This window comes from Streptomyces sp. NPDC048420 (assembly GCF_040651535.1).
Taxonomy (GTDB): Bacteria; Actinomycetota; Actinomycetes; order Streptomycetales; family Streptomycetaceae; genus Streptomyces.
The window spans coordinates 230,440-253,588 of the sequence record NZ_JBEZKG010000003.1 but is presented as its reverse complement, the minus strand read 5'-3'; the positions used below and the strand labels follow the sequence as shown (position 1 = coordinate 253,588).

Genomic DNA, 23,149 nt, shown 5'->3' with positions numbered 1-23,149 from the left:
GGGCGGCCCCGCGCCCGGCGGCGCCCCCCCCCCCCCGGGGCCCCCCGCCCCCCCCCCCCCACGGCGGGGTGCCCGAGGACGGGGCGGGCCACCGCGACGAGGGCGTGCGGACGCACTCGCACCTCAGCCGGTCCGCGTAGGCGAAGTCGCAGGTCACGCCCCCACCTCCGCCCGCACCCGCGCCGCCGCCCCCACCGCCACCGCGTCCCCGCCGAGCAGTGCGGGCACCACCCGTACCGGGTGCCCGCTGACCGGCGGTTCGGCGCTCAGGGCACGGTGGACGGCCGGTGCCAGCAGGTGCCACGAGCGGCTGACGCCTCCGCCGATCACCACGCTGGTGACGTCGAGCAGCCCCGCCGTGACGAGCAGCGCGCGGGCGACCGAGGCACCCGCCTCCTCGTACACGGCCAGCGCGTCCGGGTCGCGGGCCTGAGCCACCTCACGGGCGCTCACCGTCCGCCCCGTCCGCTCCCCGTACCGCGCCGCGATCGACCGTCCCGACGCCAGCGTCTCCAGATGGCCGCGGCCGCCGCAGGTGCAGGGCAGGTCGCCGAAGCCGGGGACGTGCCCGATCTCGCCCGCGGCGCCGTGCGGCCCGTCGTACAGCGCCCCGTCCAGCCACAGCGCGCCGCCGACCCCCGTCCCGAGGGTCATCCCGAGCACGTGTGGCTCGCCCGCGACCGCACCGGCTGTCGCCTCGCCGCGCACAAACGCGTTGACGTCGTTGTCCAGGAACGCCGGCACCCCCAGCGCCGCCTCGAACGCCGCCGTCACCGGGAACCCGGCCCAGTCCCGGAAGGAGTCACTGGCGACCAGGATCCGTCCCTCCCGTGCGTCCACCACACCCGCCGCCCCGATTCCGACCCCGAGCAGCCGCGCTCCCGTACGGTCCAGCAGCAGCCGTACGGCGTCCAGCGCGGCGCCGACCATCGCGGCCCCGCCGGCCGCCGCCGGGGTGGCCACCTCCAGCCGGTCGACGACGGTCAGGTCCGCCGCGCACAGGGTCACTTGGATGGTCGTACCGCCGATGTCGACGCCGGCGACCGCCTTCACGCGATGACCCCCGTCCGCTGCTCGGCACGCCGCCGCCGCTGCACCACCGGATCCGGCACCGGTACGGCTGCGAGTAGCCGGCGGGTGTACTCGGTCTCCGGGCGCAGCAGCGTGGCCATGGTCGGCCCCTGCTCCTCGACGCGCCCGTCCCGCATCACGACGACCCGCTGCGCGAACTCCTGCACGACGGCCAGGTCGTGGGAGACGAGCAGACAGGCGAACCCCAACTCCCGCTGCAACTCGGCGATCACCTCAAGCACGGTCCGCTGCACGCTCACGTCCAGCGCGCTCGTCGGCTCGTCGGCCACCAGCAGCCGGGGTTCGAGGACCAAAGCCCGCGCGAGACTCACCCGCTGCCGCTGACCACCGGACAGCTCACGAGGTCCGCGCGCCGCCAACTCACGTGGCAGCCGCACGAGTTCGAGCACCTCGGCCACCCGGTCCCGGCGCGCGGCCCCCGACATGCCCCGGCGATGCACCCTGAGCGGTTCGGCCACGCACTCCGCCACGCTCATCCGCGCGTCCAGCGAGGCCACCGGGTCCTGGAGCACCACACCCACCCCGGCGAGCAGCGCCCGGCGCTTCCGCCCCCGGACCCGGCCCAGGTCGCTGCCGAACAGCGACACCGAGCCGGCGGCCGGCGGGACCAGCCCGAGCGCCACCCTGGCCGCCGTGGACTTGCCCGACCCGGACTCGCCCACCAGCCCGACGGTTTCACCCGGGCGGACGTCGAGAGAGACCCCGTCGAGAGCCCGGACCCGCCCGAACCGCACGGACACGTCCCGGAGTTGCACCACAGGCGCCTCCTCCGCGGCCACGCCGTCCTCGCCGCTGAACCTCAGCCGCGGCACCGCCGCCAGCAGATCCCGCGTATACGCATGCCGTGGCCGCAGCAGTACCTCCTCCACCGGTCCCGTCTCCACGACCTCGCCCCGCAGCATCACGGCGACCCGGTCCGCGAAGTCCGCGACCACCCCCATGTTGTGCGTGACCAGCAGCACGCCCGTGCCGGAGTCGGCCGCGAGCCGCCGCAGCAGATCGAGGATCTCGGCCTGCACGGTCACGTCGAGCGCGGTGGTCGGCTCGTCCGCGATCAGCAGCCCCGGCGAGTTGGCGATCGCCATGGCGATGACGACCCGCTGCCGCTGCCCGCCCGACAACTGGAAGGGGAAGGCCGCCGCCCGCCGCTCCGGCTCGGGAATGCCGACCCGCCGCAGGAGTTCGACCGCCTCACGGGCGGCCTCCGACCGGGAGACGTCCCGGTGGTTCCGTACGACCTCCGCGATCTGGGCGCCGACCCGGGTCAGCGGATCGAGGGCGGTGGCCGGCTCCTGGAAGACCATGGAGGCGGTACGGCCCCGCAGCCCCCTGAGCGAGGCCTCCGAGGCCCCGACGACCTCCGTGCCGTCGACGGCCACCCGCCCGGAGAGCCGCGCACTGCCCGGCAGCAACCCCATCGCGGCGAGCGCCACCGTCGACTTCCCGGACCCCGACTCGCCGACCAGCGCGAGCGTTTCACCAGGGCGGACCTCCAGTGACACCCCACGTACGGCGGGCACGTCCCCCGTCTCCGTGGTGAAGGTGACTCCCAGGTCCTCGATGGTCAGGATGTTCACGCCCGTCCCCTCACGTCGAAGGCGTCCCGCAGCCCGTCGCCGATCGCGTTGAACGCGCACACGACGAGGATGATCGCGAGGCCCGGCGGCACGATCAGCCACCAGCGCCCCGAGTACGCGGCCGTCAGCCCGGACGACAGCATGCCGCCCCAGTCGGTCTTCGGCGGCTGCACACCGAGGCCCAGATACGACACATAGGCGATGAGCAGGATCGCGTCGGCGACCTGGAAGGTGGCCGCGACGACGATCGTCGACACCGAGTTGGGCAGGATGTGCCGCCGGATGGCCCGCTCGTGCGTTCCCCCGGTGGCCCGCAGGGTCAGCACGTAGTCCCGGTTCTTGAGCGTGAGCGTCTCGGCCCGCACCAGCCGTGACGGCACGAGCCACGACACCAGCCCGAGCACGACGATCAACCCGAGCGTCCCGGGGCTGGTGATGGCGGACACGACGAGCAGGATGAACAGCGCGGGAATGGCGATCCCCGCGTCCACGACCCGCATCATCACGGCATCGACCCACCCGCCGGCATACCCGGCCACGGCCCCCCACAGCGTCCCGATCACGGTGGCCAGCACCCCGGCCGCCAGCCCGACGAGCAGAGACACCTGCCCGCCGTACATGAGCCGCCCGAGCTGATCGTGCCCGACGGCGTCGGTACCCAGCCAATGGGCGCCGCTGGGCGAGAGGTTGACCTGAGTGAGGTCGGTGTGGGTCTGGTCGGTGGCGTAGAGGAGGGGCCCGATGAAGCAGAAGGCGAGAAAGAGGATGACGACTACGAGTCCGGCGACTGCAAGCCGATTGCGCGCGAAGCGCGCTTTTAGGGGCGCGGGGAACTGCGCGACAAGCCCCCACCGGCGGACAGTTTCCATACGACCGCTCACGCCCGCCCCTCCTTCACCCGAGGATCCACAACCCGCTGCACCACATCCGCAAGCAACGTCCCCACCACAGTCGCCACCGAGATCACCAGCACACACCCGAGCAGCACCGGATAGTCAGACGACTGAGCCGCCGACCAGAACAGCAACCCCATCCCCGGATAGTTGAACAACTGCTCCACCACCAGCGCCCCACCGAACAGCACCGGCACGTAGTACCCGAGCATCGCCACCACCGGAGTCAGCGAGTTCCGGAAAACGTGGCGGAACAGCACCGCGTACTGAGACGCCCCACCCGCCCGAGCGGTCCGCACGTAGTCCTCGGACAGGTTCTCCAGCGTCGCCCCCCGCATGTACCGACTGAACACGGCGACCATGGACGCGGCCCCCGTCACCACCGGCAGCACCAGCCCCGCCGGATCCGCGAACACCTGCGCCAGCGTGTCCCCTTGGGGCGCCTGCGAGGGAAACCACCTCAGCACCTGTGTGAACAGCAGAATCAACAGCAGCCCGAGAAAGTAGACCGGCGTCGAGTACGCGACGAAGCTCAGCGTGGTGATGACGTAGTCCGTCGGCTTGTTCCGCCGCACCGCCTGCCACATCCCCAGCGGCACGGCGAGCAGCAGCCCCACCACCGCCGACAGCACGGTCAACACCAGTGTCTTCGGCAGCCGTTGCTCGATCAGCCGCGACACCGCCTCGTTCAGCGTGTACGAGGTCCCGAGATCACCCTGCGCCAACTCCCTCAGGTAGTAGACGTACTGCACGGGCAGGGACCGATCGAGCCCCTGCTCGTGGTTGAACGCGGCGATCTGCCCGGCGGTCGCCTGCGGGCCGAGGATCCCGCGTGCGGGACCCCCGGGCAGCGCGTGCAGCAGGCAGAAGACCACGACCGTCACGATCAGGATCACGGCGAGGGCCTGAAGGAGCCGACGGACGAGGTAGACGACCGTGTCCACTAGTTCGTCCACTTCCACTGCGCCGGGTGGAAGTTGGCCAGCGAGTCCTGCGAGAAGCCGCCGAGTCCGTTCTTGACGACGGAGATCTGGTAGACGGGCTCCGGCAGCCAGATCACCGGCAGGTCCTTGGCGAGGGCCGCGCTGTAGTCCTGGATGGCCTGGTTCGAACTCGACGTCGTGGACGCGGAGATGAGCTTGTCGACGTCCGGGTTGGAGTAGTTGCCGAAGTTGGAGCCGCCGCCGGTCTGGAACAGCGAGTCACCGGTGGGGAAGGCGTTGAAGTACCAGCTGCCCGCCGTGCCGAAGAAGCTCAGCTGCCACTTGCAGATCGACTGGCCCGAGGTGCACTGCGGGGTCTGCGACAGCACCGAGTTGACCGGCGCGGTCTTGATGGAGAACTTGATGCCGGTCTTCGCGAGCGAGGACTGGATCGCGCTCATCATGTTGTCGGTGACCGCGGAGCCGGACTGCGACAGCACCTGCATCTCGAACTTCGTGCCCTTGGCGACCCCCGCGCCGCACTTCGCGGGCTCCGAGCAGGTCATGATCCCGCCCTGCTCGGTCCAACCATGGCTGGTCAGCAGGGACTTGGCGGTCTCGTTCGAGAACGGGTACGGGTTGTCCTTCTGCACCGGTGACAGGAAGTCCGAGGCCTGCCCCTGTGGGATCGGCCCGTACCCGGGCACCGCCGTCCCGTTGAGGACGACCTTCGCGAGACTCGTCTGGTCGATGGAGTGCTGGATGGCCTGACGGGCGTAGAGCTGCTTGAACACGGCGCCCATGGCCGGGTTGTTGAAGTTGTACGGCATGTAGGTGATCGCCCAGCCCGACCACGGCTCCACCTTGTAGCCCTGGGCGGTGAAGCTGTCCTTCTGGTCGAGGTCGGTCGCGTCGATGTAGCCGTAGTCGACACCGCCGGAACGCAGGGCGTTCTTCTCGGCGTCGGAGGTGGTGAAGGGGAGCAGGTTCACCGTGGGGATGTTCGCCTTCTCACCGCCGTCGTACTTCTTGTTGGCGGTCAGCACCACCTTGCCGGCGGTGGAGAAGGACTTGACGGCGTAGGGGCCGCTGATGGTCTTCCACAGCGGGTCGCTCGCGTACCTGGAGATGTTCTTGGCCGCGTTGTTGAGATAGGTCCACGCCTGCTTGGCGTCCCGGCCCCCGGCCCAGGCGTGCTGGGGCAGCGGGGTGATGGAGTCGAGCTCGTTGGCGAGCATCCACTGCGGGTTGTAGGCCTTGTCGAAGGTGATCGTGAAGTGGCGGTCGTCGACCGTCTTGAAGGACGTCCAGTTGTCGGGTGCCTTGCCCGGGTTGTAGCCCGCCCACTCGGACTTGTTCGCCTTGATGAGGTCGAACCAGAACTTCACGTCCGCCGAGGTGATCGGCTTCCCGTCGCTCCAGTGCCGGTCGCCCAGGGTGATCGTCGCGCTCTTGTTGTCGGCGGCGAACTCGGCGTCCGTGGCCACCGAACCGGCCTTGTTCCAGCCGATCTTGCCGGTCGAGCCGTCGTAGGCGATGAGTGGTTCCCACAGCGTGTTAGCGATCGAGATGTTGTTGGTGTTCAGGTGGGCCGCGGTGCCGATCGGCAGGATCCAGTTCGGGGTGAAGTTCGCGGGCAGCGCGTAGTTGATGACGTCGTGCGAGGACGCCGACGTGCCGCTCGACCCGGAGCAGGCGGTGAGCAGCAGGGTGCCCGCGCTGAGGGCGGCGGCACCGGCGAGGAGTCTCGTGCGGGCAGCGGACATGGTTGCTCCAGGGACCAGGGAGGTGGAAGCGGGGGTGGAGCCAGTGAACGCCCCCTCTGTTGGAAGAAATAGGCGTGCCGCCGTAAAAAGCCTGTTTCTGCTGTTCTGAAAAAAGCGCAGAGGGGTTTTGGAGGCTTACGCTCAACGCCCCGGCCGCCGAATTCGGGAGTAACTTCGTCCATGCTTGAAAAAAGTGCCCCGCCCCATCGGAGAAACGGCACGGGCTTCTCCTCGCTCGCCGAGGGGATCCTCGAACTCCTCGCCTCCGGGCAGGCCTCGACCCGTACGGAACTCGCCGCGCTGCTCGGGGCCGCGCCCTCGACGGTGTCCTTCGCGGTCGGCCAGCTGCTGACCCACGGACTGGTCGCCGAGGAGGGCACCCGGTCCTCCACCGGCGGACGGCCCCGCAAGGTGCTGCGGCTCGGCGGCAGCGACGGGTACGCGGTCGCGGCCGACCTGGGCGGAAAGCACGCGCATGTGGGGGTCGTCCACCCCGGCGGCGGCCTCACCGACGTGTCGACGGTGCCGTTCGCCACGGCGGAGGGCCCCGAGGCCGCCCTGCCCGGCCTCGCCGAGACCCTCCAGTCACTGATCGACCGGTACGGCCGGGACCGGCTGCGGGGCGTGGGCCTGTGCCTGCCGGGCCCGGTCGACGTCGAGCCCGGCCTGGTGACCCTGCCCGCGCGCATGCCGGGCTGGAACCGGTTCCCCGTACGGGACTGGTTCGAGGAACGCTTCACCGTCCCGGTGGCCGTCGAGAACGACGCCAACTGCATGGCCGTCGGCGAGCACAGCGTCCGGCCCGTCGAGCACCGTCAGTCGATCATGGTGAAGGTGGGCTCCGGGATCGGCGCGGGCGTCATCGCGGACGGACGCCTCTACCGCGGCGCGACCGGCGGGGCGGGGGAGATCACCCACGTCCGCGTCGAGGCCGCGCAGGACACCCCGTGCTCCTGCGGCAACACGGGCTGCCTGGAGACGGTCGCCTCGGGCGCGGCCCTCGTCCGCATCCTGCGGGAACGGGGCCTCAGGGTGACGACCACCGAGGACGTCGTCCGCCTCGCCACCGACGCCGACCCCGAGGCGACCCGCGCGGTCCGCCAGGCCGGCCGCTACCTCGGCCAGGTCCTGGCGGCCAACGTCAACTTCTTCAACCCGGACGCGGTGTACCTGGGCGGCATCCTCTCCACGCTGGAGCCGTTCGTCGCGGCGGTCAGAAGCCAGCTGTACGAGGGCTGCCATCCCCTGGTGACACAGCACCTGGTGATCGAGCGGACGTCACTGGGGGCGGACGCGGGTTTGGCGGGCGCGGGCCAGTTCGCGCTGCAACGGGCACTGGCGCAGGCAATGCAGACGGTCACTGGAAGTTTTTAGGGGCGCGGGGCTGTGTCCATTTGCGGCTCCGCCGCGTGGGCGCGACCAGCCACGACGAACCCGCAGACAACACACGACCTGGAGAACCCGTGTCCTCTTCGCGCCCTGTAATTGCCATCGCCGGCCTCGGTATCGAATCCTCCACCTTCTCCCCGGCCCGCACCGAAGCCCCCGCCTTCCACCCCCAACGCGGAGACGACGTCCTCACCCGCTATCCCTTCCTCGCCCCCGGAGAGCCTTTGCGCGAGGCCGCCGACTGGAGAGGCACCCTCGTGGGCAAGGCACTCCCCGGAGGCACGGTCACAGCGAGGGCCTACACCGACCTGACCGACGAACTCCTCGACCGACTACGCCAGTTGGGCCCGATAGACGGCCTCTGGTACGACATCCACGGCGCGATGACGGTAGAGGGCCTGGACGACGCCGAAGCCGAACTCCTGCACCGCATCAGGGAGATCACTGGCCCCGACACGCTCATCTCCGCCTCCATGGACCTGCACGGCAACGTCTCCCGCGAACTCGTCCACCGCACCGACCTGATCACCTGCTACCGCATGGCCCCGCACGAGGACGCCATGGAGACCAAGCAACGGGCCGCCCGCAACCTCGTGGACCACCTCACGAGCGGCGCCCCCCGTCCGGTGAAGGCGTGGATCCCGGTCCCCGTCCTCCTGGCCGGCGAGCAGACCTCCACCCGGATCGAACCGGCGAAGAGCGTCTACGCCGCCGTGGACGACGTCGAGGCGACCGAGGGTGTCACCGACGCGGCGATCTGGGTCGGCTACGCGTGGGCGGACGAACCCCGCAACCGGGCCGCGGTCGTCGTCACGGGCCCTTCCGCGGACGCGGTGACGTCCGGCGCCGAGCGGCTCGCCCGCGGCTTCTGGAAGGCCCGCCACGACTTCGCCTTCGTCGCCCCGACCGGCACCCTGGAGGAGTGCCTGGACGCGGCGCTGGCGTCAGAGCAGCGCCCGTACTTCATCAGCGACACCGGCGACAACCCGACCGCGGGCGGCGCGGGTGACGTCACGTGGGGGCTCCAACGGGTCCTGGCCCGCCCGGAGTTCAAGGATCCGACCGGTCCGACGGTCATCTACGCCTCGGTCCCGGGCCCGGCCGCTGTCGACACTGCCGTGGCGGCGGGTGTCGGTGCCACGGTCACCGTCACCGCGGGCGCCGAGGTCGACGACCGGCACGCGGGACCGCTCACCCTGACCGGGGTGGTCCACGCGATCCGCCACGGCGACCAGCACGCGGTGACCGAGGTGGTGCTGCGGGTGGGGAGCGTGTACGTGGTCCTGACCCGGCTCAGGAAGCCGTACCACCATGAACACGACTTCACCGACCTGGAGTTGGAGCCGCGGAAGGCGGACGTCGTCCTCGTCAAGATCGGGTATCTGGAGCCCGAGCTGTTCGCGATGGCCGCCGACTGGAAGATGGCCCTGACCCCAGGCGGTGTCGACCAGGACCTGCCGCGCCTCGGGCACCACCGCATCCGCCGCCCGATGTTCCCCTTCGACCGAGAGATGCCCGACCCGGACCTCAGGGCCCGCGTGATCCCTTCCTCGGACGAGGAGTTGACCGGGCCCGACGAGTGAGGGTCAGTCGTCCACAGCGGAGGCGATCAGCAGGTCCAGGAGGGCGATCAGTACGTCCCGGGAGGACTCGCGTCGCCGTGCGTCGCACAGCACCACCGGGACGTCCTCCGGCAGGGCGAGGGACTGCCTGATGTCCTCGGCGGGGTAGGGGTGTCGGCCGTCGAAGCCGTTCACCGCGATGACGAAGGGGATGCGCCGGCGTTCGAAGAAGTCCACCGCGGCGAAGCTCGACTCCGGGCGGCGGACGTCGATGAGGACGACCGCGCCCAGGGCGCCGACGGCGAGGTCGTTCCACATGAACCAGAACCGCTGCTGGCCCGGGGTGCCGAAGAGATAGAGCACCAGTTCGTCGCTGATGGTGATCCGGCCGAAGTCCATGGCCACGGTGGTGGCCCGCTTCTGCTCGATCCCGGCGAGGTCGTCGACACCGAGGCCCGCGACGGTGAGGGGTTCCTCCGTACGCAGCGGGGCGATCTCGCTGACCGACCCGACCATGGTGGTCTTGCCGACGCCGAAGCCGCCGGCGATCAGGATCTTGACGGTGTCGGGCGCGGCGGGAGTCCCGGCAGTCCCGGTGGCGAGCGTGTCAGAGCCGGCCAAGGCCTTTCCTCACTTTCTGCAACAGGTCCAGGTCCGGGGTGCGGGGCGAGACGGGGCGCGGCGGATGCGCGGTGATCAGGCCCACCTCCAGCAGATCGCAGAGCATGATCACGACCACACTGACCGGGAGGTCGAGCAGCGCGGCCAGCTCCGCGACGGCCACCGGGCGGGCGCACCTTCGCAGGATGCGGGTCTGCTCCGGCTGCGGCCGGGGAGCCCGCTCCGGCGGCGGGTCCACCGCGGTCACCGTGGTGATGAGGGTGAAGTCGGCGCGGCTGGGCCGGGTCCGTCCGCCGGTCAGGGCGAACGGCCGCACCAGCCGTCCCGCCGCCGCGTCGCTGTCGGTCACCTCATCCGCCGGTGGGGCCGATGCCGGCCCGCGGCGCCGCGCTCAGGTGCTCGCCGATCTTCTTGACCAGCATGTTCATCTGGTACGCCACGACGCCGACGTCGGCGTTCGGCCCGGTGAGAACGACGAGGTGGGCGCCGGGCCCGGCCGACGTGAGGATCAGGAAGCTGTTGGCCATCTCGATGAGTGCCTGGCGCACCGGGCCGCCGCGGAAGTCCATGCTGACGCCCTTGCTCAGGCTCATCAGACCGGACGCGGTCGCCGCCAGCCGCTCGGCGTCGTCGCGCAAGAACCCGGTGGACTTGCTGACGACCAGTCCGTCCTCGGAGAGCACGACAGCCTGCGTCACGTCGGCGACCCGCTCCACGAGTCCGGTGAGCAGCTGGTCCAGCTGGGTGTGCGTGGCGGGGGTGGGGCGTGTCATGGCGGTGTCCTTCATGAGCGATCAGTAGGGGGAGTTCGGGCGGCGACGGCCGGGTCCTGCGGAGCGCCGAGGTGGCTGAGGGGGTCGTCGTCGGGGCTCACTTCCTCGGGGCTGTCGAGCGGGTCGGTCCCATGGGCGGTCGCTTCTTCGGGTTCCTTCGGTACGTCGACGGAGTCGGCGCCCGCGCTCGGGTCGCCCGGGCTGTCGAGGAGGTCGTCCTCGTCCCGGGCACGGAGCGTGCCGCGCTGGAAACCGGCGAGCGAGGAGGCCGCGTGATCGGCGGTGAACTCGTCGGCGTCCACGTCCTCGTCGGGCGCCGGGGCGTCCTCACGCAGTTCCACGGCCAGGCTGGTCTGGGGGATGCGGCGGGGAAGCGGGGTGAGTCCGTCGGGCCGGACGGCGACGGCCGTACGTCCCTCGGAACGGGCCGGTGAGCCCGCCCGCCCGGACACCGCGTCCGCGTCCCGCGCGTCCGCCGAGCCTTGGGGACCCCGTGCGCGGGCCGCTCCGGCTGCGGAGGCCCCGTTCCGGGGGTCAGAGGAGTCCGTCGAGCCGGCAGAGCCATGAACACGCGGCGCGCCGGCCCGGACGTCGGCCGAGTCCCCGGAGCCCCGGGCGTACGCCACCCCGTCCTCGCCACCGGCCGACCCCGCCAAGTCCCCGGCGTCGTCCGGGCCGGTCGAGTCGGTGTTTCGCGCGGACCCCGTCGAGGCTGCCGTATCTGCCGGAGTTCCCGTGTTTCGCGTGCGCTCGGTGCCTGCGGAGAGGCCACCCGGGCTCGCGAAGTCCCGGGCGTCCCGTGAGCCTTCCGGGCCCGTTGCGTCGGCCGCTTCCGCGGACCCCGTCGAGGCTGCCGTATCTGCCGGAGTTCCCGTGTTTCGCGTGCGTTCGGTGCCTGCGGAGTGGCCACCCGGGCTCGCGAAGTCCCGGGCGTCCCGTGAGCCTTCCGGGCCCGTCGCGTCGGCCGCCTCCGCGGACCCGGCCGAGGCTGCCGCATCTCCCGCGCCGCGTATGCGCTTCGTGGCTGCGGAGCCGCCTGCCGAGCCGCCCGTGGAGTCATCCGCGGCCGCGGAGCCCGCCGCGCGCCCAACACCCTCTGCGCCCGCGCCGAGCCCCGCATCCGTGAGGCTCCTCGCGCCCGCACCCCCCGGGTGGGAAGTACGTCCCGCGTAGGGACCCGCGGCCCCGCCCAGCCCCTCCTGCGCGAACTCGTCCCGTACGACGATCTCGTGCGGGATCAGGACGATCGCCGTCGTGCCCCCGTACGGCGAGGACCGCAGCGTCACCTGGATGCCGTGGCGGTTGGCGAGGCGGGCGATGACGAACATGCCGAGGCGGAGGTCGTCGGCGAGGGCGACCACGTCGAACTTGGGCGCCTCGGCCAAGTGGGCGTTGAAGGAGGCGTATTCGTCCTCCGACATGCCGAGCCCACGGTCCTCCACCTCGACGGCCAGCCCCTTGGCGACCAGCGCGGCCCGTACCCCGACCGGACTCGGGGCCGGGGAGTACAGCGTCGCGTTCTCGATCAGTTCGGCCAGGAGATGGATCACGTCCGCCACCGCGGGCGGCGCCAGACACACCTCCTCGTCGGTGTGCACCTCCACCCGCTGGTACTCGGCGACCTCACCCACCGCACCGCGCAGGATGTCGGCCAGCGCGACCGGCTCGGTCCAGCTGCGCCGCGGCTGCCCGCCGCTGATGATGACCAGGTTCTCCTCGTACCGCCGCAACTGGCTGGCCGTGGAGTCCAGTTCGTACAGTCCCGCCAGCACGTCCGGGTCCTGGTGCTCGCGCTCCAGCGTGTCCAGCCGGCTGAGCTGGAGGTTCACGAGGTTCTGGCTCTGCCGGGCGATGCCGAGGATCACCTTCTGGAAACCCCGCCGGGTGTCGGCGAGTTCGACGGCGGTCTCCACGGCAGTCCGCTGGGCCGTGTTGAACGCCTTGGCGACCTGCCCCAGTTCGTCAGGACCGTAGTCCAACTCCGGCGCCGCACGGTCGATATCGACCTTATCGCCGCGTTCCAGCCGTGCCACCACGTCCGGCAACCGTTCCTGGGCGAGGCCGAGGGTGGCCTCCCGCAGGCCGCGCAGCCGCCGGGACAGCGAGCGGGTGATCCGCCAGGACATGACGAGGCAGATCAGCAGCGCGATCAGCCCGCCCGCACTGAGCGACGCGGCCGTCAGCAGCTGCTCGTGCGCCTTGTCCGCGCTGCGGGTCAGCAGCCCGGAGGTCTGCTGCCGGATCAGGGCGGTGTAGCGGACGGAGACCCTCTCCATCGCGGCCGACCACCGCTTCTGCGCGCCCGGCAGGGCGACCTGCCCGGTCCCGTCGGCCGGGCGGGCGGCGAGCACCTGGTCCTCGACCGCCGTCAGGGTCCGCCAGTCCGCGCTCCCCAGGATCCGCTCGGTCTGGGTCTTCGCGCTGCCGCTCAGCGCGGGCAGGATCTGGTCCTCGACGAGCCACCGGCGCGTGTTCACCAGCTGGACGAACTGCTCCCAGGCCTTCTCGTCGAGATGCCCGGACGGCCAGGCGAGGGTGAGCGCCACGTCCTCCTGGGAGGTCAGCTCCGCCGCGTGTTCCAGGGCGACGAGCGGCCCGGCCTGCGAGGTGAGGTCACCGTCGTCGACCTGCGAGAGCTGCTGGAAGGCGTGGATCTGGTCGTCGATGATCGACGTGTACTGGTCAAGGGCCTGCTGGGCGGTGATGTCGGTGGGCTTGTCCACCTGGCCGCGGTAGTACTCCAGGCTGGCCACCGAGCCGAGCACCGAGTACAGCTGGTCGGCGATGCGCGAGGGCGCCCGCTGGATCTCGTCGGACCGCCGGACGAGCTTGGCGACCGCCGCGTCCGTGGCCGCCCGCTTCACGTCCAGCGCGGCCCGGGAGCCGGGCACCTTGGCCAGCCAGGCGGCGGACACCGCGCGTTCCCCCTGGAGGGCGAGCGTGGCCTCGGTGCCCATCGCGCCCGTCGACCTGCTCAACTCGGTCTGAGAGCGCAGCCGTAGGCCCTCCGAGAACAACTGCGTGGTCGTCACGCCCCACATGGCGGCGAGGGTGACGCTGGGCACCAGCGCCAGCAGGATGAGGGAGAGTCGTATGGAGCCGAGGCGGCGCCGGGCACCTTTCCGGTCGGGCATGGTCGTCCTTGAACGGTCAGGGGGAGTGGTTCCTGGGGGCGGTTTTCCTGCGAAGCGGTTTTCCTGAGCAGCGGATTTCCTGAGGACGGTCAACGGGTGCCGGCGGCGGCGAACTTCGCGACCGCGGCGACATTCGTCCGGGTGACGAACGCGGGCCCGGTCAGCACGGGGGCCACACCGCCTCCACTGACGTTGCCGTTGGTCCTGTACAGCCACAGCGAGTCCACCGCGAGGTAGCCCTGCAGATACGGCTGCTGGTCGACCGCGAACTGTACGCTCCCGGCGCGGACCGCCTTGACCAGGTCGTTGTTGAGATCGAAGGTGGCCACATGGGCCCTGCTGCCGGCTGCCTTCACCGAGCCCACGGCGTCCATGGCGAACTGCGCCCCCAGGGTGACCACTTCGTCGATACTGGGGTCCTGTCGCAGCTTGGCCGTGAGTACGGTGTCCACGGCCTCGGGGTCGGTACCCTCCACGTACAGGTTCTCGGTCTCGCCGCCGAACGTCTTCTTCACGCCGGCGCAGCGCGCCTCCAGGGCGACGTTGCCCCGCTCGTGGATGACGCACAGGGCGTGCTTGGCCTTCAGTTCGTTCAGCTTGTTCCCGACGGCCGCGCCGGCCACGCTCTCGTCCTGGCCGAAGTACTCGAGCAGGCCCTGCGACTTCCAGGCGCCGATACCGGAGTTGAGGCCCACCACGGGGATGCCCGCCGCGCGGGCCGCGGCCACCGGCGCCTTCATCGCGGCCGGCTTGGCCAGGGTCACCGCGATGCCGTCGACCCGGTCGCCGATCGCGTCGCGCACCAACTGGGCCTGCCCGGTCGGGTCCGAGTCGTTCGCGTAGGTCAGATCGACGCCGTCCTTGGCGGCGGCGGCCTCGGCGCCCTTCTGCACGCGCTCCCAGAAGGCGTCGCCTTTGCCGCCGTGGGTGATCAGGGCGATCTTCAGCCGGGCGGTGCCCGTCCCGTCCGCCGCGTCCGTGCCCGAGTCGAGCCGGGAGTCGCCGCCGGCACCGGAGCAGCCGGCGAGCAGCAGAAGGGCGACGGAGGCGAGAGCGGCCACCCGCGCGGATCTGGAGAAGGACCGAGGTGGGGGAGGAGTGTTCATGAGTGCGGCACCTCGCTGTGCGGCCGAGCAGGCGGAACGCGAAAGTGCGGCCGGAACGCGGGCGCGTCGGCCTGTTGAACTTTCACTGGCCAGGAGCCAACCGCGTGTGACCGCCGGTAGTCAAGTGATCAGCCCCTTGTAATGACTTCTCGGTTCCGCATCGTAATGATCTTCACATCAGCGGGCACCAGGGGGTGGCGGTAGCGGGGTTGCGTTCAGGGCCCGCGGCACAGCCCGCCGGCGGCACAGCTCGCGTCACGGTTTGCGCCCGACCGCTCCGTACATCGCGATGTCCGCGTCCCGGGTCACCTCGGTGCCCGTACCGTCCGGACGCCACTTGTGGACCTGCACGATGCCCGGCTCCACGAGGTCGAGACCCATGAAGAACTCCTCCGCCTCGACGTGGGTGCGCAGTCGCATCGGCATGCCCCGCGCGGCGTACTCCCGGGCCACCCGGCCGACCTCGTCCGGGGCGAACTCCGCGGTACCGATGGACATCGCGAGGTGGCTCCCGGACGGCAGCGGGTCGAGGAGCCGGCGCACGATGCCGACGGCGTCGTCCTCGTCCATCATGAAGTGCACGATCGCGATCACCAACAGGGCCACCGGCTCCGCCGGATCGAGCATTGCCCGCAGTTCCGGAGCGCCGAGAATGCTCTCCGGGTCCCGCATGTCCGCCTCGATGTACGAAGTCCGGCCCTCGGGCGTGCCGTTGAGCAGTCCCTGGGACAGGCGCAGCACGAGCGGGTCGTTGTCGACGTACACCACGCGGGAGTCGGGTGACACCGACTGCGCGATCTCGTGGATGTTGGGGGAGGTCGGGATGCCGGTTCCGATGTCGAGGAACTGCCGTATCCCCGCCTCCTCGGCGAGATGGCGCACCGCGCGGTTCATGAAGTCGCGGTTGGCTCGCATGTGGACGGGCAGGGCGGGCCACTCACGGACCATGGCGTCGCCCGCCTCACGGTCCGCCGGGTAATGGTCCTCGCCGCCGATGATGTAGTCGTAGATCCGCGCGGAGTGCGCGCTCCCGGTGTCGATGTCTGGCTCCATGCCCCTACCGTCCCACCGCCAACTCCTGTCCAGTCAACGGGTATTGACGGCGGTGTGGCTTTTCCGCAACCAGGACGCCGGGAATGGCGGAAATCCTCGATACGGCGTCCGTGACTGGCCGCCCGGCAGGACCGCTTCCCAACCTGGCCCCATGACCACTCACCACCCACCGAACCCCTCCCGATGGCTCGCGCTCGGCGCTCTGCTGCTCGGCGAGGCCATGAACCTGCTGGACGCGACCGTCGTCCAGGTCGCCGCGCCCGCCATCCACGCCGACCTGGGCGGGGCGGTGTCGGATGTGCAGTGGTTCGGCGCCGCGTACACCCTGCCGTTCGCGGTGCTGCTCGTCACCGGCGGGCGGCTCGGCGACATCCTCGGCCGCCGACGGCTGTTCGTCACCGGTGTCATTGGCTTCACCTGCGCGTCCGTCGCCTGCGCCGCGGCGCCCGCCGTAGGGATCCTGATCGCCTTCCGCGCGCTCCAGGGGGCCGCTGCGGCCCTGGTCGTCCCCCAGACCATCGGCCTGATCAAGGCGATGTTCTCGGGCCCGGAGATGTCCCGGGCGCTGGGCGGCATCGGCCCGGTGATGGGTCTGGCGGCCGTGTGCGGGCCGGTGCTCGGCGGGGTCCTGACCCACGCGGACCTGTTCGGCTCGTCCTGGCGGGCGGTGTTCGTGGTGAACGTGCCGGTCGCCGCGGCGGTCCTGGTCCTCGCCCGTGGGCTGCCGGAGGACCGGGCCCCGGTACGACCCACCCTCGACGTCCCCGGCACACTGCTGGCGATGACCGGCACGGGGCTCCTGGTCCTGCCGCTGATCGGCTCCGGCCTCTCCTCGCTGTCCTGCGCCACGATGGCGACCGGCGCCGCCGTACTCGTCGTCTTCGCGCTGCACCAGCGTCGGCTCGCCGCCGCGGGCCGGACTCCGCTGGTGGAGCCGGGGCTGTTCGCCCAACGGGCCTTCCCTGCCGCGCTGGTGGCGTCGACGGCCTTCTTCGCGGTGACGAACGGTCTGGTGACGGTCGTGGTGCTTCAGCTGCAACCCGGCCTGGGCGTAGGGGTGTTGGCATCGGGTCTGACCCTCGCGCCGTGGTCGTGCGGACTCGCGGTGGCCTCGTGGGCGGCGGGGGCGCATCTCGTACGGCGGTGGGGACGCCGCGTGATGTGGGCGGGGCTCGGTGTCCTGCTGGGCGGTCTGTGCGGGGCGGTGACCGCATACGCCTCGACCGTGCCCGGCACGTACCCGTGGGCCCTGCCGCTTGCGCTGACCGTCGTCGGCTGCGGGGCCGGGCTTTTCGCCCCGGCCTTCTTCACCCTGGCTCTGGCCCCGATCCGCCCTCAGGAGACCGGTTCGGCGGCGGGGCTGTTGAACGCGGTGCAGCAGTTCGGGGCGACGGTCGGTGTGGCCGTGCTGGGGAGCGTGTACCTGCACGGCGGGGAGGGGGCGGGGGCCTCGTTGCGCGCGGCTCAGGGGGCGTTCTGGGCGGCGGCGGGGTTGGTGGGTGTCGCTCTGGTGGCGAGTGGTGCGATGGGGGAGCGGCGGCCGGTTCGTCGGCTGCGGCCCGGTGGGGGCTGGTCGCGCAGTTCCCCGCGCCCCTAGGTGGGTACAGCTGAGGTCAGTTGCCACCTCGCCCAGCTCCGGCCACGGCCGACAGAGGACGCCCCAGCCCACCGCGCACCTCACCGTCGTACAGTCGCCCGCACCGCCGACACCGGACTCCCCGCCTTCAGATTCCGCAGCACCGGACTCGTCTCCAGTGACCGGATCCCCTCCAGCGCCCCCAGCCTTCGGGTGAGATAGCGATGCAGATCCGCCGGGTCCCGGCACAGCGCCTGCGCGACCAGGTTCGTCGGGCCGGTCGTCGCCGCCACGAAGGCCAGCTCGTCGTGGCCGGACAGCACCGTCGCCACCCCCTCCAGCCGCGACGGCGGCACCGACATCCACAGCAGCGCCCGAGTCGTGACTCCGAACAGCCCGGCGTCCACCTCGACGTCGAAGAACAGCGCGCCCCCAGCCCGGAGATCGGCCAGCCGCCGTCCCACTGTGGCCGGGGCCCACCCGGTCGCCGCGGCGAGCTCCCCCTGTCCGGCCCGCCCGTCCTTCGACAAGGCCATGAGCAACTCCACGTCCCCGGCGACAGGTTGACGCGGAACACCCTCCGCCGTGACCGCCTCCCGCAGCACCCGCCGCTGACCTTCGTCCAGCGCCTCCGCGCTGCGCCGCCAGTGCGAAGGACCACCCAGATAGGTGTGCAGCAGACAGTGCGCCGACACCGCTGTGATCCCGGCGGTACGCGGAATGTCGTACAGGAGAAGGGAGTTGTCGGCCGAGGAGTCGTTCGGCGCGTGCACCACCGCGACGATCTCCGTGCCCCCCGACGCCAGCTTCACCCACGACGTGTCCGCCCGCCGCACCAGCGCCCCGGCGATGTCACGGGCCGATCGCGCGGTCACCGTAACCCGTACCAACCACTGGGTGAGACCCGTCCGGTGAGGATCCGTCAGCCCGACCACCCGCAGCCCGGCCTCCGCGCACAGGCGCCGGTACCGCCGCGCGACCGTCTGCGCCGAGACACCGAGCACCGAGGCCACCCGACTGAACGGCACCCGCCCGTCGATGTGCAGCGCGTGGATCAGACCGCGGTCGACGTCATCGATCATGTCCCCATCCTCGCCCGGCCGCTGGCTGGGATCACGTGAATGCCCCCAGAACCGACGATCGTCGCCACCTCCGGAGGACACCGCACCGGCGGTCGCACCATGGTGTCGTTCCATGCCCTGGTGCACCACGCCGTGGACCTCTCGGGCGCCCACGGCCGCAGGCCGCGCGTGATGTACGTCGGCACGGCCATCGGGGACGCCGAGCACTTCACGGCCCGGATGCACGAGGCGGCGCGGGTGGCCGGCTTCGACCTCACGCCGCTCCAGCTGTTCCCCATGCCCAACCTGGACGACATGGAGGGCACCGTCCTGGAGCAGGACGTGGTGTGGGTCATGGGCGGCCCGGTGGCGAACCCTGCCGTGGTGCTGAGCGGGGTCAGCGCGGGCTCCCTGTGCTGGTTCGAGGGCGGCACCACGGACTCGTACGGCCCCGAACTTCGGCCTCTCACCGACGCGTTGGGCTTCCTGCCGTACGGCAACGGCGTGCACTACGACGGCGACCCGGGACGCCGCCCCCTGGTCCACCGGCTGGTCGCGGACGGTACCCTGCCCGGCACCCACTGCACGGACGGCGGCGGCGGGCTGGTCTGTCGCGGCACCGAACTCGTCGAGGCGGTGACCGAGTTGCCCGGGAAGGGCGCCTACGTGGTCACACGCGACGGTGACTCGGCGGTGGAGGAACGCGTGGAACCGCGCAGGCTGCCCGGCGGGTGACGGGCGGTGCCTGCGCGGTCCGTGCCCCGGGGCGGCGACTGCGCGAGTCGGCTGCGGGAGCGGCCCGCGGAGCGGGGTTACCGGGCGGGCTGCGGTTTGCCGGCGGCCATTCCGGCCGGTGTGTCCCGTGTCGGTCGCCGGCCCGTCCTGCGCCCGGGGGCGGCGACTGCGCGAGCCGGCTGCGGGAGCGGCCCGCGCAGCCGGATTACCGGGCGGCCTGCGGTGTTCCGGCGGCCATTCCGGCCTGGGTCGAATCGGTCCCGGCGCCGGTGTGTCCCGTGTCGGTCGCCGGCCCGGCCTGCGCCGCCTGCTGTGCCGACCTGCGCCGGTCGCCGCGGCTCACCCGCGGGCCCTGGTCGGGCATCCAGCCGAAGGTCAGGCAGCTGCCCACGACCCCCAGCAGGAGGCCGACCATGAAGCCACCCATGTTCGAGGTGACCCAGGTCCCCAAGGAGATCAGGACACCGACGACCGAGTAGAACAGGCGCTGAGCCGGGCTGAAGAGGATCAGCAGACCCAGCACCACCATCAGGGTCGGCAGGAGGTAACCCGCCAGCCCCTGCATGCCGACGTGCAGGACGACCTTCAGCGAGGCCTTCATGGTGAGCAGGGTCCATGCCCCGCCCAGAGTGAGCCACAGCCCACCGAAGAAGGGCCGTCCGTACACCCAACGGGTGAATGCGTCCTGCTCGACCACAGGCCGCTGTCCGCCCTCGGGCGCCTGGCCCTCCATCAGCAACCCGTGCCGCTGAAGCTGAGCTTGAGACCGGGCAGCTTGAACACCGCTGCCGTGGTCGCGTAGTTGGTCTGGCGCAGGTTGCCGATGTGCACGGTGTCGGACTGCTGACTGAAGACGCCGAGGGGGCCCTTCACGCCACCCTTGGTGAGGGTGCTGGCGTCGTTGCCGATCTCGATGTTGTCGAAGGAGGCGTCACCGGACATCTCGGTCGAGTCCGTGGTCAGGTCGGTCGCCTCGACCTTCTTGTCGCCGGCGCCGGCCTTGATGAGCAGGTTGGTGCCGCCCAGGTCGACGCTCTGGCACAGCTTGGTGATCGTCGCGTTCTTGATGACGGAGGTCACGACCAGCACCTGACCGCCGGTGTCGCCGGCGTTCGGGCTGTTGTCCGCCATGTTGTCGAGCCCGCCGAACTGCTCGAACCCGGTGCCGTCCATCGATGTCGCGGTGACCGTGAAGGGCATGCCGGAGATGGCGAACTGGACTCCCAGTGCACCCTCGGCGGTCATGATCGCGAGACCCGCGGTGATCGCGACGGCGGGCACCGCCATGATCGCGGCCCGGCGACCCCGGACCCGCCCGCGTCTCGCGGAGCCGTCGGGGGCTTCGGGTGCGGAACCGCTTTCGGGGGTCTCGGAGGTGGTGCCGACGGACGAGGCCATGTGCTGCTCCCAGGGGCATAGTCAACGCAAGTGGGGCTCACGTGCGGATAGTGCGGCTTCATTGGCTTGTTGTCCTGGCGCGGACAGTGGCTGCGGCGCATGGCTCCTGGCACTCCCGGCGGGTGCAAGGGCTTACCCGTACTCCGCAGTAAGGCCTCGGAAGTTACCGGCGGTTACGGCCATGGGTCAAGCAAGTTGTGAGTAAAGGGTGTTGATTATGTGCCACCTGTGATCAACAACGTCCGGGCGGCCGGGAAAAGGCCGGAGAAAGCCGTCGATCGAAGATCAACTCCCGTACAGGACCTTGACGTTGACGGATGATCAGGTCTACAACTCTCCCTGGCTTCCCCCGGATCCGTGGCGCCGGATCCGAGCCGTCGGGCGGCACCTGCCGCGTTCCCGGACCGTCTGTCCGTCACGGGCTCTTCACCGCCCGAGTCCGACCCTCCACGGCACCCGAAAACGGCCGCTTCCCCCCTGGGCCGCATCGGGCCGGCCACCTCCGCCCGGCCCGGCCGGAGCCCTCCCCCATTGGGCCTCCGGTCGGCCACCGGCCGGCTGCCGTTGCCGACCCGTCACGTACGGAGAAGGCGTGACGGGTCGGCAACGGCGGACGCCGAGGCGTGTCCGCGCTCCCCCACACCCACCCTCGCACCCCCACCTCACGAAAGAGGCAATCCCGCATGCGTATGCGTTCTCTGGTCTCCCTCACCGCCGCTGCCGCCGCCTTCGCGCTGCCCGTGGCCGTAGCCGCTTCCGCCCCCGCCGCGGCGGCTGACGTCGCGGTCCTCACCACCGGCTCGGTCGGCGGCCCCAACGTCGCCGAGGGCACGACCATCACGGCGTCCCTGGCCGACGGCACCACCGCGACCCTCTACTCCAGCGCGACCGGCACCAGCGGCATCACCTGTGCGGCCTCCACGTTCACCGCCACGGTGGGCAGCAACCCGACCGCGCCGGGCACCGCCGTCGAGTCCCTGACCGGGCAGACCTTCAGCAACTGCACCTCGAACGTGGTCGGCGTCCTCGGCGTCACCAGCATCACGGTGAACAACCTGGCGTACACCACGGACGTCTCCTCCGGCGGCGCCGTCACCGTCACCCCGGCCAGCGGCTCCACCATCCAGACCACCGTCGTGCTGCGCACCCTGCTGGGCAGCGTCAACTGTGTCTACCAGGCGGCGGCCGGCCTGTCCGGCACGGCCGACAACGCCGACAACAGCATCGCGTTCAGCAACCAGCAGTTCACCCGTACCTCCGGCTCCTCGCTGTGCCCCGCCAGCGGCTTCTGGACCGCGAAGTACAGCCCGGTGACCGCGGACGGCGAGGCGGTCTACGTCAACTGAGCTCTGTGACCCGGTAGTTCAGCGCCGAAGCAGACGAAGCGCCAGGGCGGCGCCCCCGGTGAGCACCAGCACCGCGGCGGCGCCGCCCGCAAGTATGGGCGCGGAAGGCCCGGAGGCGGGATCGGCGTCGGCGGCCACCGGAGTGGAGTCGGGAGCTGCACCCGCCGAACGGGCCACGGACGGGGTCGGCGCGGGAGCGGAGGCGGCGGAAGCCGTCGGCGTCGGACTCTTCGCGGGCTCCTTCTTCGCGGTCTTCGACGGGGTCGGCGACGCGGCCGCGCCCGCCCCACCCGTGTCCTTCTCGGCCGCCGCCGGGAACACCACGTCCGAGCACGAGTAGTACGTGTCCGCCGTACTGCTGTTCTGCCAGATCGTGTACAGCACGTGCCGCCCCGTACGGTCCTTCGGCAGCGTCATCCTGATCCGGTACGCGCCGTCCGTCAGCGCCGGGTCCCTGACCTGAGCGAACGGCTGCTCCGGCAGATCCGACCACTTCAGCGGCTTCGACGGGTCGTAGCCGGGTTCGGTGAGATACATCCGGAACGTACCGGTGTGCGGGATCGTCGAGACGTACTTCATGGTCAGCGTCGCACCGGGGGGCAGCCGGGTCGACGGCCAGTCGGAGCGGGCCAGGTCGAGGCCCCGGTAGGCCGGCAGCCCGCCGCTGCACAGCTTGCCGTCCGGGATCGTCTGCCGGTCCCGTCCGTTCACGTTCGCGACCCGCAGGTTGTCCCACGCGGTGAAGGGCTGTCCGTTGGCCGCGATGGCCGCCCGGCACGCGGCGGTCCCCGACGAGTCGCCGTCGGGCGAGCAGGCGAAGACCCGGCTGACCGGGTCCGTGGGGGCACCGTGGGCCTGCGCGGGCGCCGCCGCGAACACGGTCAGCAGGAACGGCGTCACAGCGGCGGCGGCCGCCGCACTCGTGCGGCGAACTGTGGTCCAGGGCATCCGGGCCATCCGGAACTCCTCCTCGGGCGGCGCGGGAAAGACGGGCTTCCGTGCAGTACGGGACACGGGCCCCTCGCGTTCACCGGCACTCCGGGAGTCGCCGCCGCGCAGACGCGGGCAAAGCGGCCATCCCCGGTCAACCAGCCACTGTCCAGGGGGTGTTCTCGGCCCGATCAAGGGTTTCCCCTGTATCCGC

Annotated in this window: 20 protein-coding genes; 5 read left to right on the top strand and 15 right to left on the bottom strand. The window is 71.2% G+C overall.

Going from position 1 to position 23,149, the window contains the following annotated elements; genetic code table 11:
• Window positions 1–153 precede the first annotated feature (153 nt).
• Genes AB0D34_RS06195 through AB0D34_RS06175 form a run of 5 tightly spaced genes read right to left on the bottom strand, consistent with a single transcriptional unit; the run spans window position 154 to window position 6,251 of the window.
• Window positions 154–1,053: an ROK family protein gene (locus tag AB0D34_RS06195; RefSeq protein WP_362657210.1), complete on the bottom strand. Its 900-nt coding sequence runs from the start codon at window positions 1,051–1,053 to the stop codon at window positions 154–156.
• Complete coding sequence (locus tag AB0D34_RS06190; RefSeq protein ID WP_362657207.1) at window positions 1,050–2,669, bottom strand: ABC transporter ATP-binding protein; 1,620 nt, start codon at window positions 2,667–2,669, stop codon at window positions 1,050–1,052. Before AB0D34_RS06190 ends, AB0D34_RS06195 begins: the two co-directional genes overlap by 4 nt.
• On the bottom strand, window positions 2,666–3,538 hold the full coding sequence (locus AB0D34_RS06185) for an ABC transporter permease (protein WP_362657828.1): 873 nt from the start codon (window positions 3,536–3,538) through the stop codon (window positions 2,666–2,668). Before AB0D34_RS06185 ends, AB0D34_RS06190 begins: the two co-directional genes overlap by 4 nt.
• An 8-nt stretch (window positions 3,539–3,546) precedes the next feature.
• Window positions 3,547–4,506 carry an ABC transporter permease gene (locus AB0D34_RS06180; protein WP_362657825.1) on the bottom strand — a complete coding sequence of 320 codons (960 nt, stop codon included), beginning with the start codon at window positions 4,504–4,506 and terminating at the stop codon, window positions 3,547–3,549.
• Window positions 4,506–6,251 (bottom strand): peptide ABC transporter substrate-binding protein, encoded by a 1,746-nt coding sequence (locus tag AB0D34_RS06175; protein WP_362657204.1) that lies wholly within the window; start codon window positions 6,249–6,251, stop codon window positions 4,506–4,508. Before AB0D34_RS06175 ends, AB0D34_RS06180 begins: the two co-directional genes overlap by 1 nt.
• Before the next feature lie 180 nt (window positions 6,252–6,431).
• On the opposite strand from AB0D34_RS06175, the gene AB0D34_RS06170 reads away from it, so the two are divergent.
• Window positions 6,432–7,625, top strand: a complete 1,194-nt coding sequence (locus AB0D34_RS06170; protein ID WP_362657201.1) for an ROK family transcriptional regulator — start codon at window positions 6,432–6,434, stop codon at window positions 7,623–7,625.
• An 89-nt stretch (window positions 7,626–7,714) separates the two neighbouring features.
• Window positions 7,715–9,223 carry a M81 family metallopeptidase gene (locus AB0D34_RS06165; protein WP_362657199.1) on the top strand — a complete coding sequence of 503 codons (1,509 nt, stop codon included), beginning with the start codon at window positions 7,715–7,717 and terminating at the stop codon, window positions 9,221–9,223.
• Between the two features lie 3 nt (window positions 9,224–9,226).
• Here the strand turns inward: AB0D34_RS06165 and AB0D34_RS06160 are convergent, their stop codons facing one another.
• The 6 genes from AB0D34_RS06160 to AB0D34_RS06135 form a co-directional block, all read right to left on the bottom strand.
• Window positions 9,227–9,823: an ATP/GTP-binding protein gene (locus AB0D34_RS06160; protein ID WP_362657196.1), complete on the bottom strand. Its 597-nt coding sequence runs from the start codon at window positions 9,821–9,823 to the stop codon at window positions 9,227–9,229.
• Window positions 9,810–10,172 (bottom strand): DUF742 domain-containing protein, encoded by a 363-nt coding sequence (locus tag AB0D34_RS06155; protein ID WP_362657193.1) that lies wholly within the window; start codon window positions 10,170–10,172, stop codon window positions 9,810–9,812. The genes AB0D34_RS06160 and AB0D34_RS06155 overlap by 14 nt, the downstream gene beginning before the upstream one ends.
• 1 nt (window position 10,173) lies before the next feature.
• Complete coding sequence (locus tag AB0D34_RS06150; protein ID WP_030313681.1) at window positions 10,174–10,596, bottom strand: roadblock/LC7 domain-containing protein; 423 nt, start codon at window positions 10,594–10,596, stop codon at window positions 10,174–10,176.
• An 11-nt stretch (window positions 10,597–10,607) separates the two neighbouring features.
• On the bottom strand, window positions 10,608–13,730 hold the full coding sequence (locus AB0D34_RS06145) for a nitrate- and nitrite sensing domain-containing protein (RefSeq protein ID WP_362657190.1): 3,123 nt from the start codon (window positions 13,728–13,730) through the stop codon (window positions 10,608–10,610).
• Between the two features lie 89 nt (window positions 13,731–13,819).
• The gene (locus tag AB0D34_RS06140) at window positions 13,820–14,836 is read right to left on the bottom strand and encodes a substrate-binding domain-containing protein (protein WP_362657187.1); all 1,017 of its coding nucleotides are present in this window, start codon (window positions 14,834–14,836) and stop codon (window positions 13,820–13,822) included.
• Between the two features lie 255 nt (window positions 14,837–15,091).
• Window positions 15,092–15,889: an SAM-dependent methyltransferase gene (locus AB0D34_RS06135; RefSeq protein ID WP_362657184.1), complete on the bottom strand. Its 798-nt coding sequence runs from the start codon at window positions 15,887–15,889 to the stop codon at window positions 15,092–15,094.
• A gap of 151 nt (window positions 15,890–16,040) precedes the next feature.
• On the opposite strand from AB0D34_RS06135, the gene AB0D34_RS06130 reads away from it, so the two are divergent.
• Entirely contained in the window at window positions 16,041–17,486 is a 1,446-nt protein-coding gene (locus AB0D34_RS06130; protein WP_362657182.1) for an MFS transporter, read from the top strand.
• A gap of 80 nt (window positions 17,487–17,566) precedes the next feature.
• Here AB0D34_RS06130 and AB0D34_RS06125 read toward each other — a convergent pair whose 3' ends face one another.
• Window positions 17,567–18,547, bottom strand: a complete 981-nt coding sequence (locus AB0D34_RS06125; protein ID WP_362657179.1) for an AsnC family transcriptional regulator — start codon at window positions 18,545–18,547, stop codon at window positions 17,567–17,569.
• A 39-nt stretch (window positions 18,548–18,586) separates the two neighbouring features.
• Between AB0D34_RS06125 and AB0D34_RS06120 the strand changes: the two genes are divergently transcribed.
• Window positions 18,587–19,261, top strand: coding sequence for a Type 1 glutamine amidotransferase-like domain-containing protein (locus AB0D34_RS06120; RefSeq protein WP_362657176.1), 675 nt, complete (start codon window positions 18,587–18,589; stop codon window positions 19,259–19,261).
• A 205-nt stretch (window positions 19,262–19,466) separates the two neighbouring features.
• Here the strand turns inward: AB0D34_RS06120 and AB0D34_RS06115 are convergent, their stop codons facing one another.
• Together AB0D34_RS06115 and AB0D34_RS06110 are read right to left on the bottom strand one after the other, a co-directional pair.
• Window positions 19,467–19,994 (bottom strand): DUF6114 domain-containing protein, encoded by a 528-nt coding sequence (locus tag AB0D34_RS06115; protein ID WP_362657173.1) that lies wholly within the window; start codon window positions 19,992–19,994, stop codon window positions 19,467–19,469.
• Window positions 19,994–20,659 carry a DUF6230 family protein gene (locus tag AB0D34_RS06110; protein WP_362657170.1) on the bottom strand — a complete coding sequence of 222 codons (666 nt, stop codon included), beginning with the start codon at window positions 20,657–20,659 and terminating at the stop codon, window positions 19,994–19,996. The genes AB0D34_RS06115 and AB0D34_RS06110 overlap by 1 nt, the downstream gene beginning before the upstream one ends.
• Before the next feature lie 683 nt (window positions 20,660–21,342).
• On the opposite strand from AB0D34_RS06110, the gene AB0D34_RS06105 reads away from it, so the two are divergent.
• Window positions 21,343–22,005, top strand: coding sequence for a Tat pathway signal sequence domain protein (locus AB0D34_RS06105; RefSeq protein ID WP_362657167.1), 663 nt, complete (start codon window positions 21,343–21,345; stop codon window positions 22,003–22,005).
• A gap of 18 nt (window positions 22,006–22,023) precedes the next feature.
• On the opposite strand, the gene AB0D34_RS06100 is transcribed toward AB0D34_RS06105, so the two are convergent.
• Window positions 22,024–22,962 carry a lytic polysaccharide monooxygenase gene (locus AB0D34_RS06100; protein ID WP_362657822.1) on the bottom strand — a complete coding sequence of 313 codons (939 nt, stop codon included), beginning with the start codon at window positions 22,960–22,962 and terminating at the stop codon, window positions 22,024–22,026.
• Window positions 22,963–23,149: the final 187 nt, after the last annotated feature.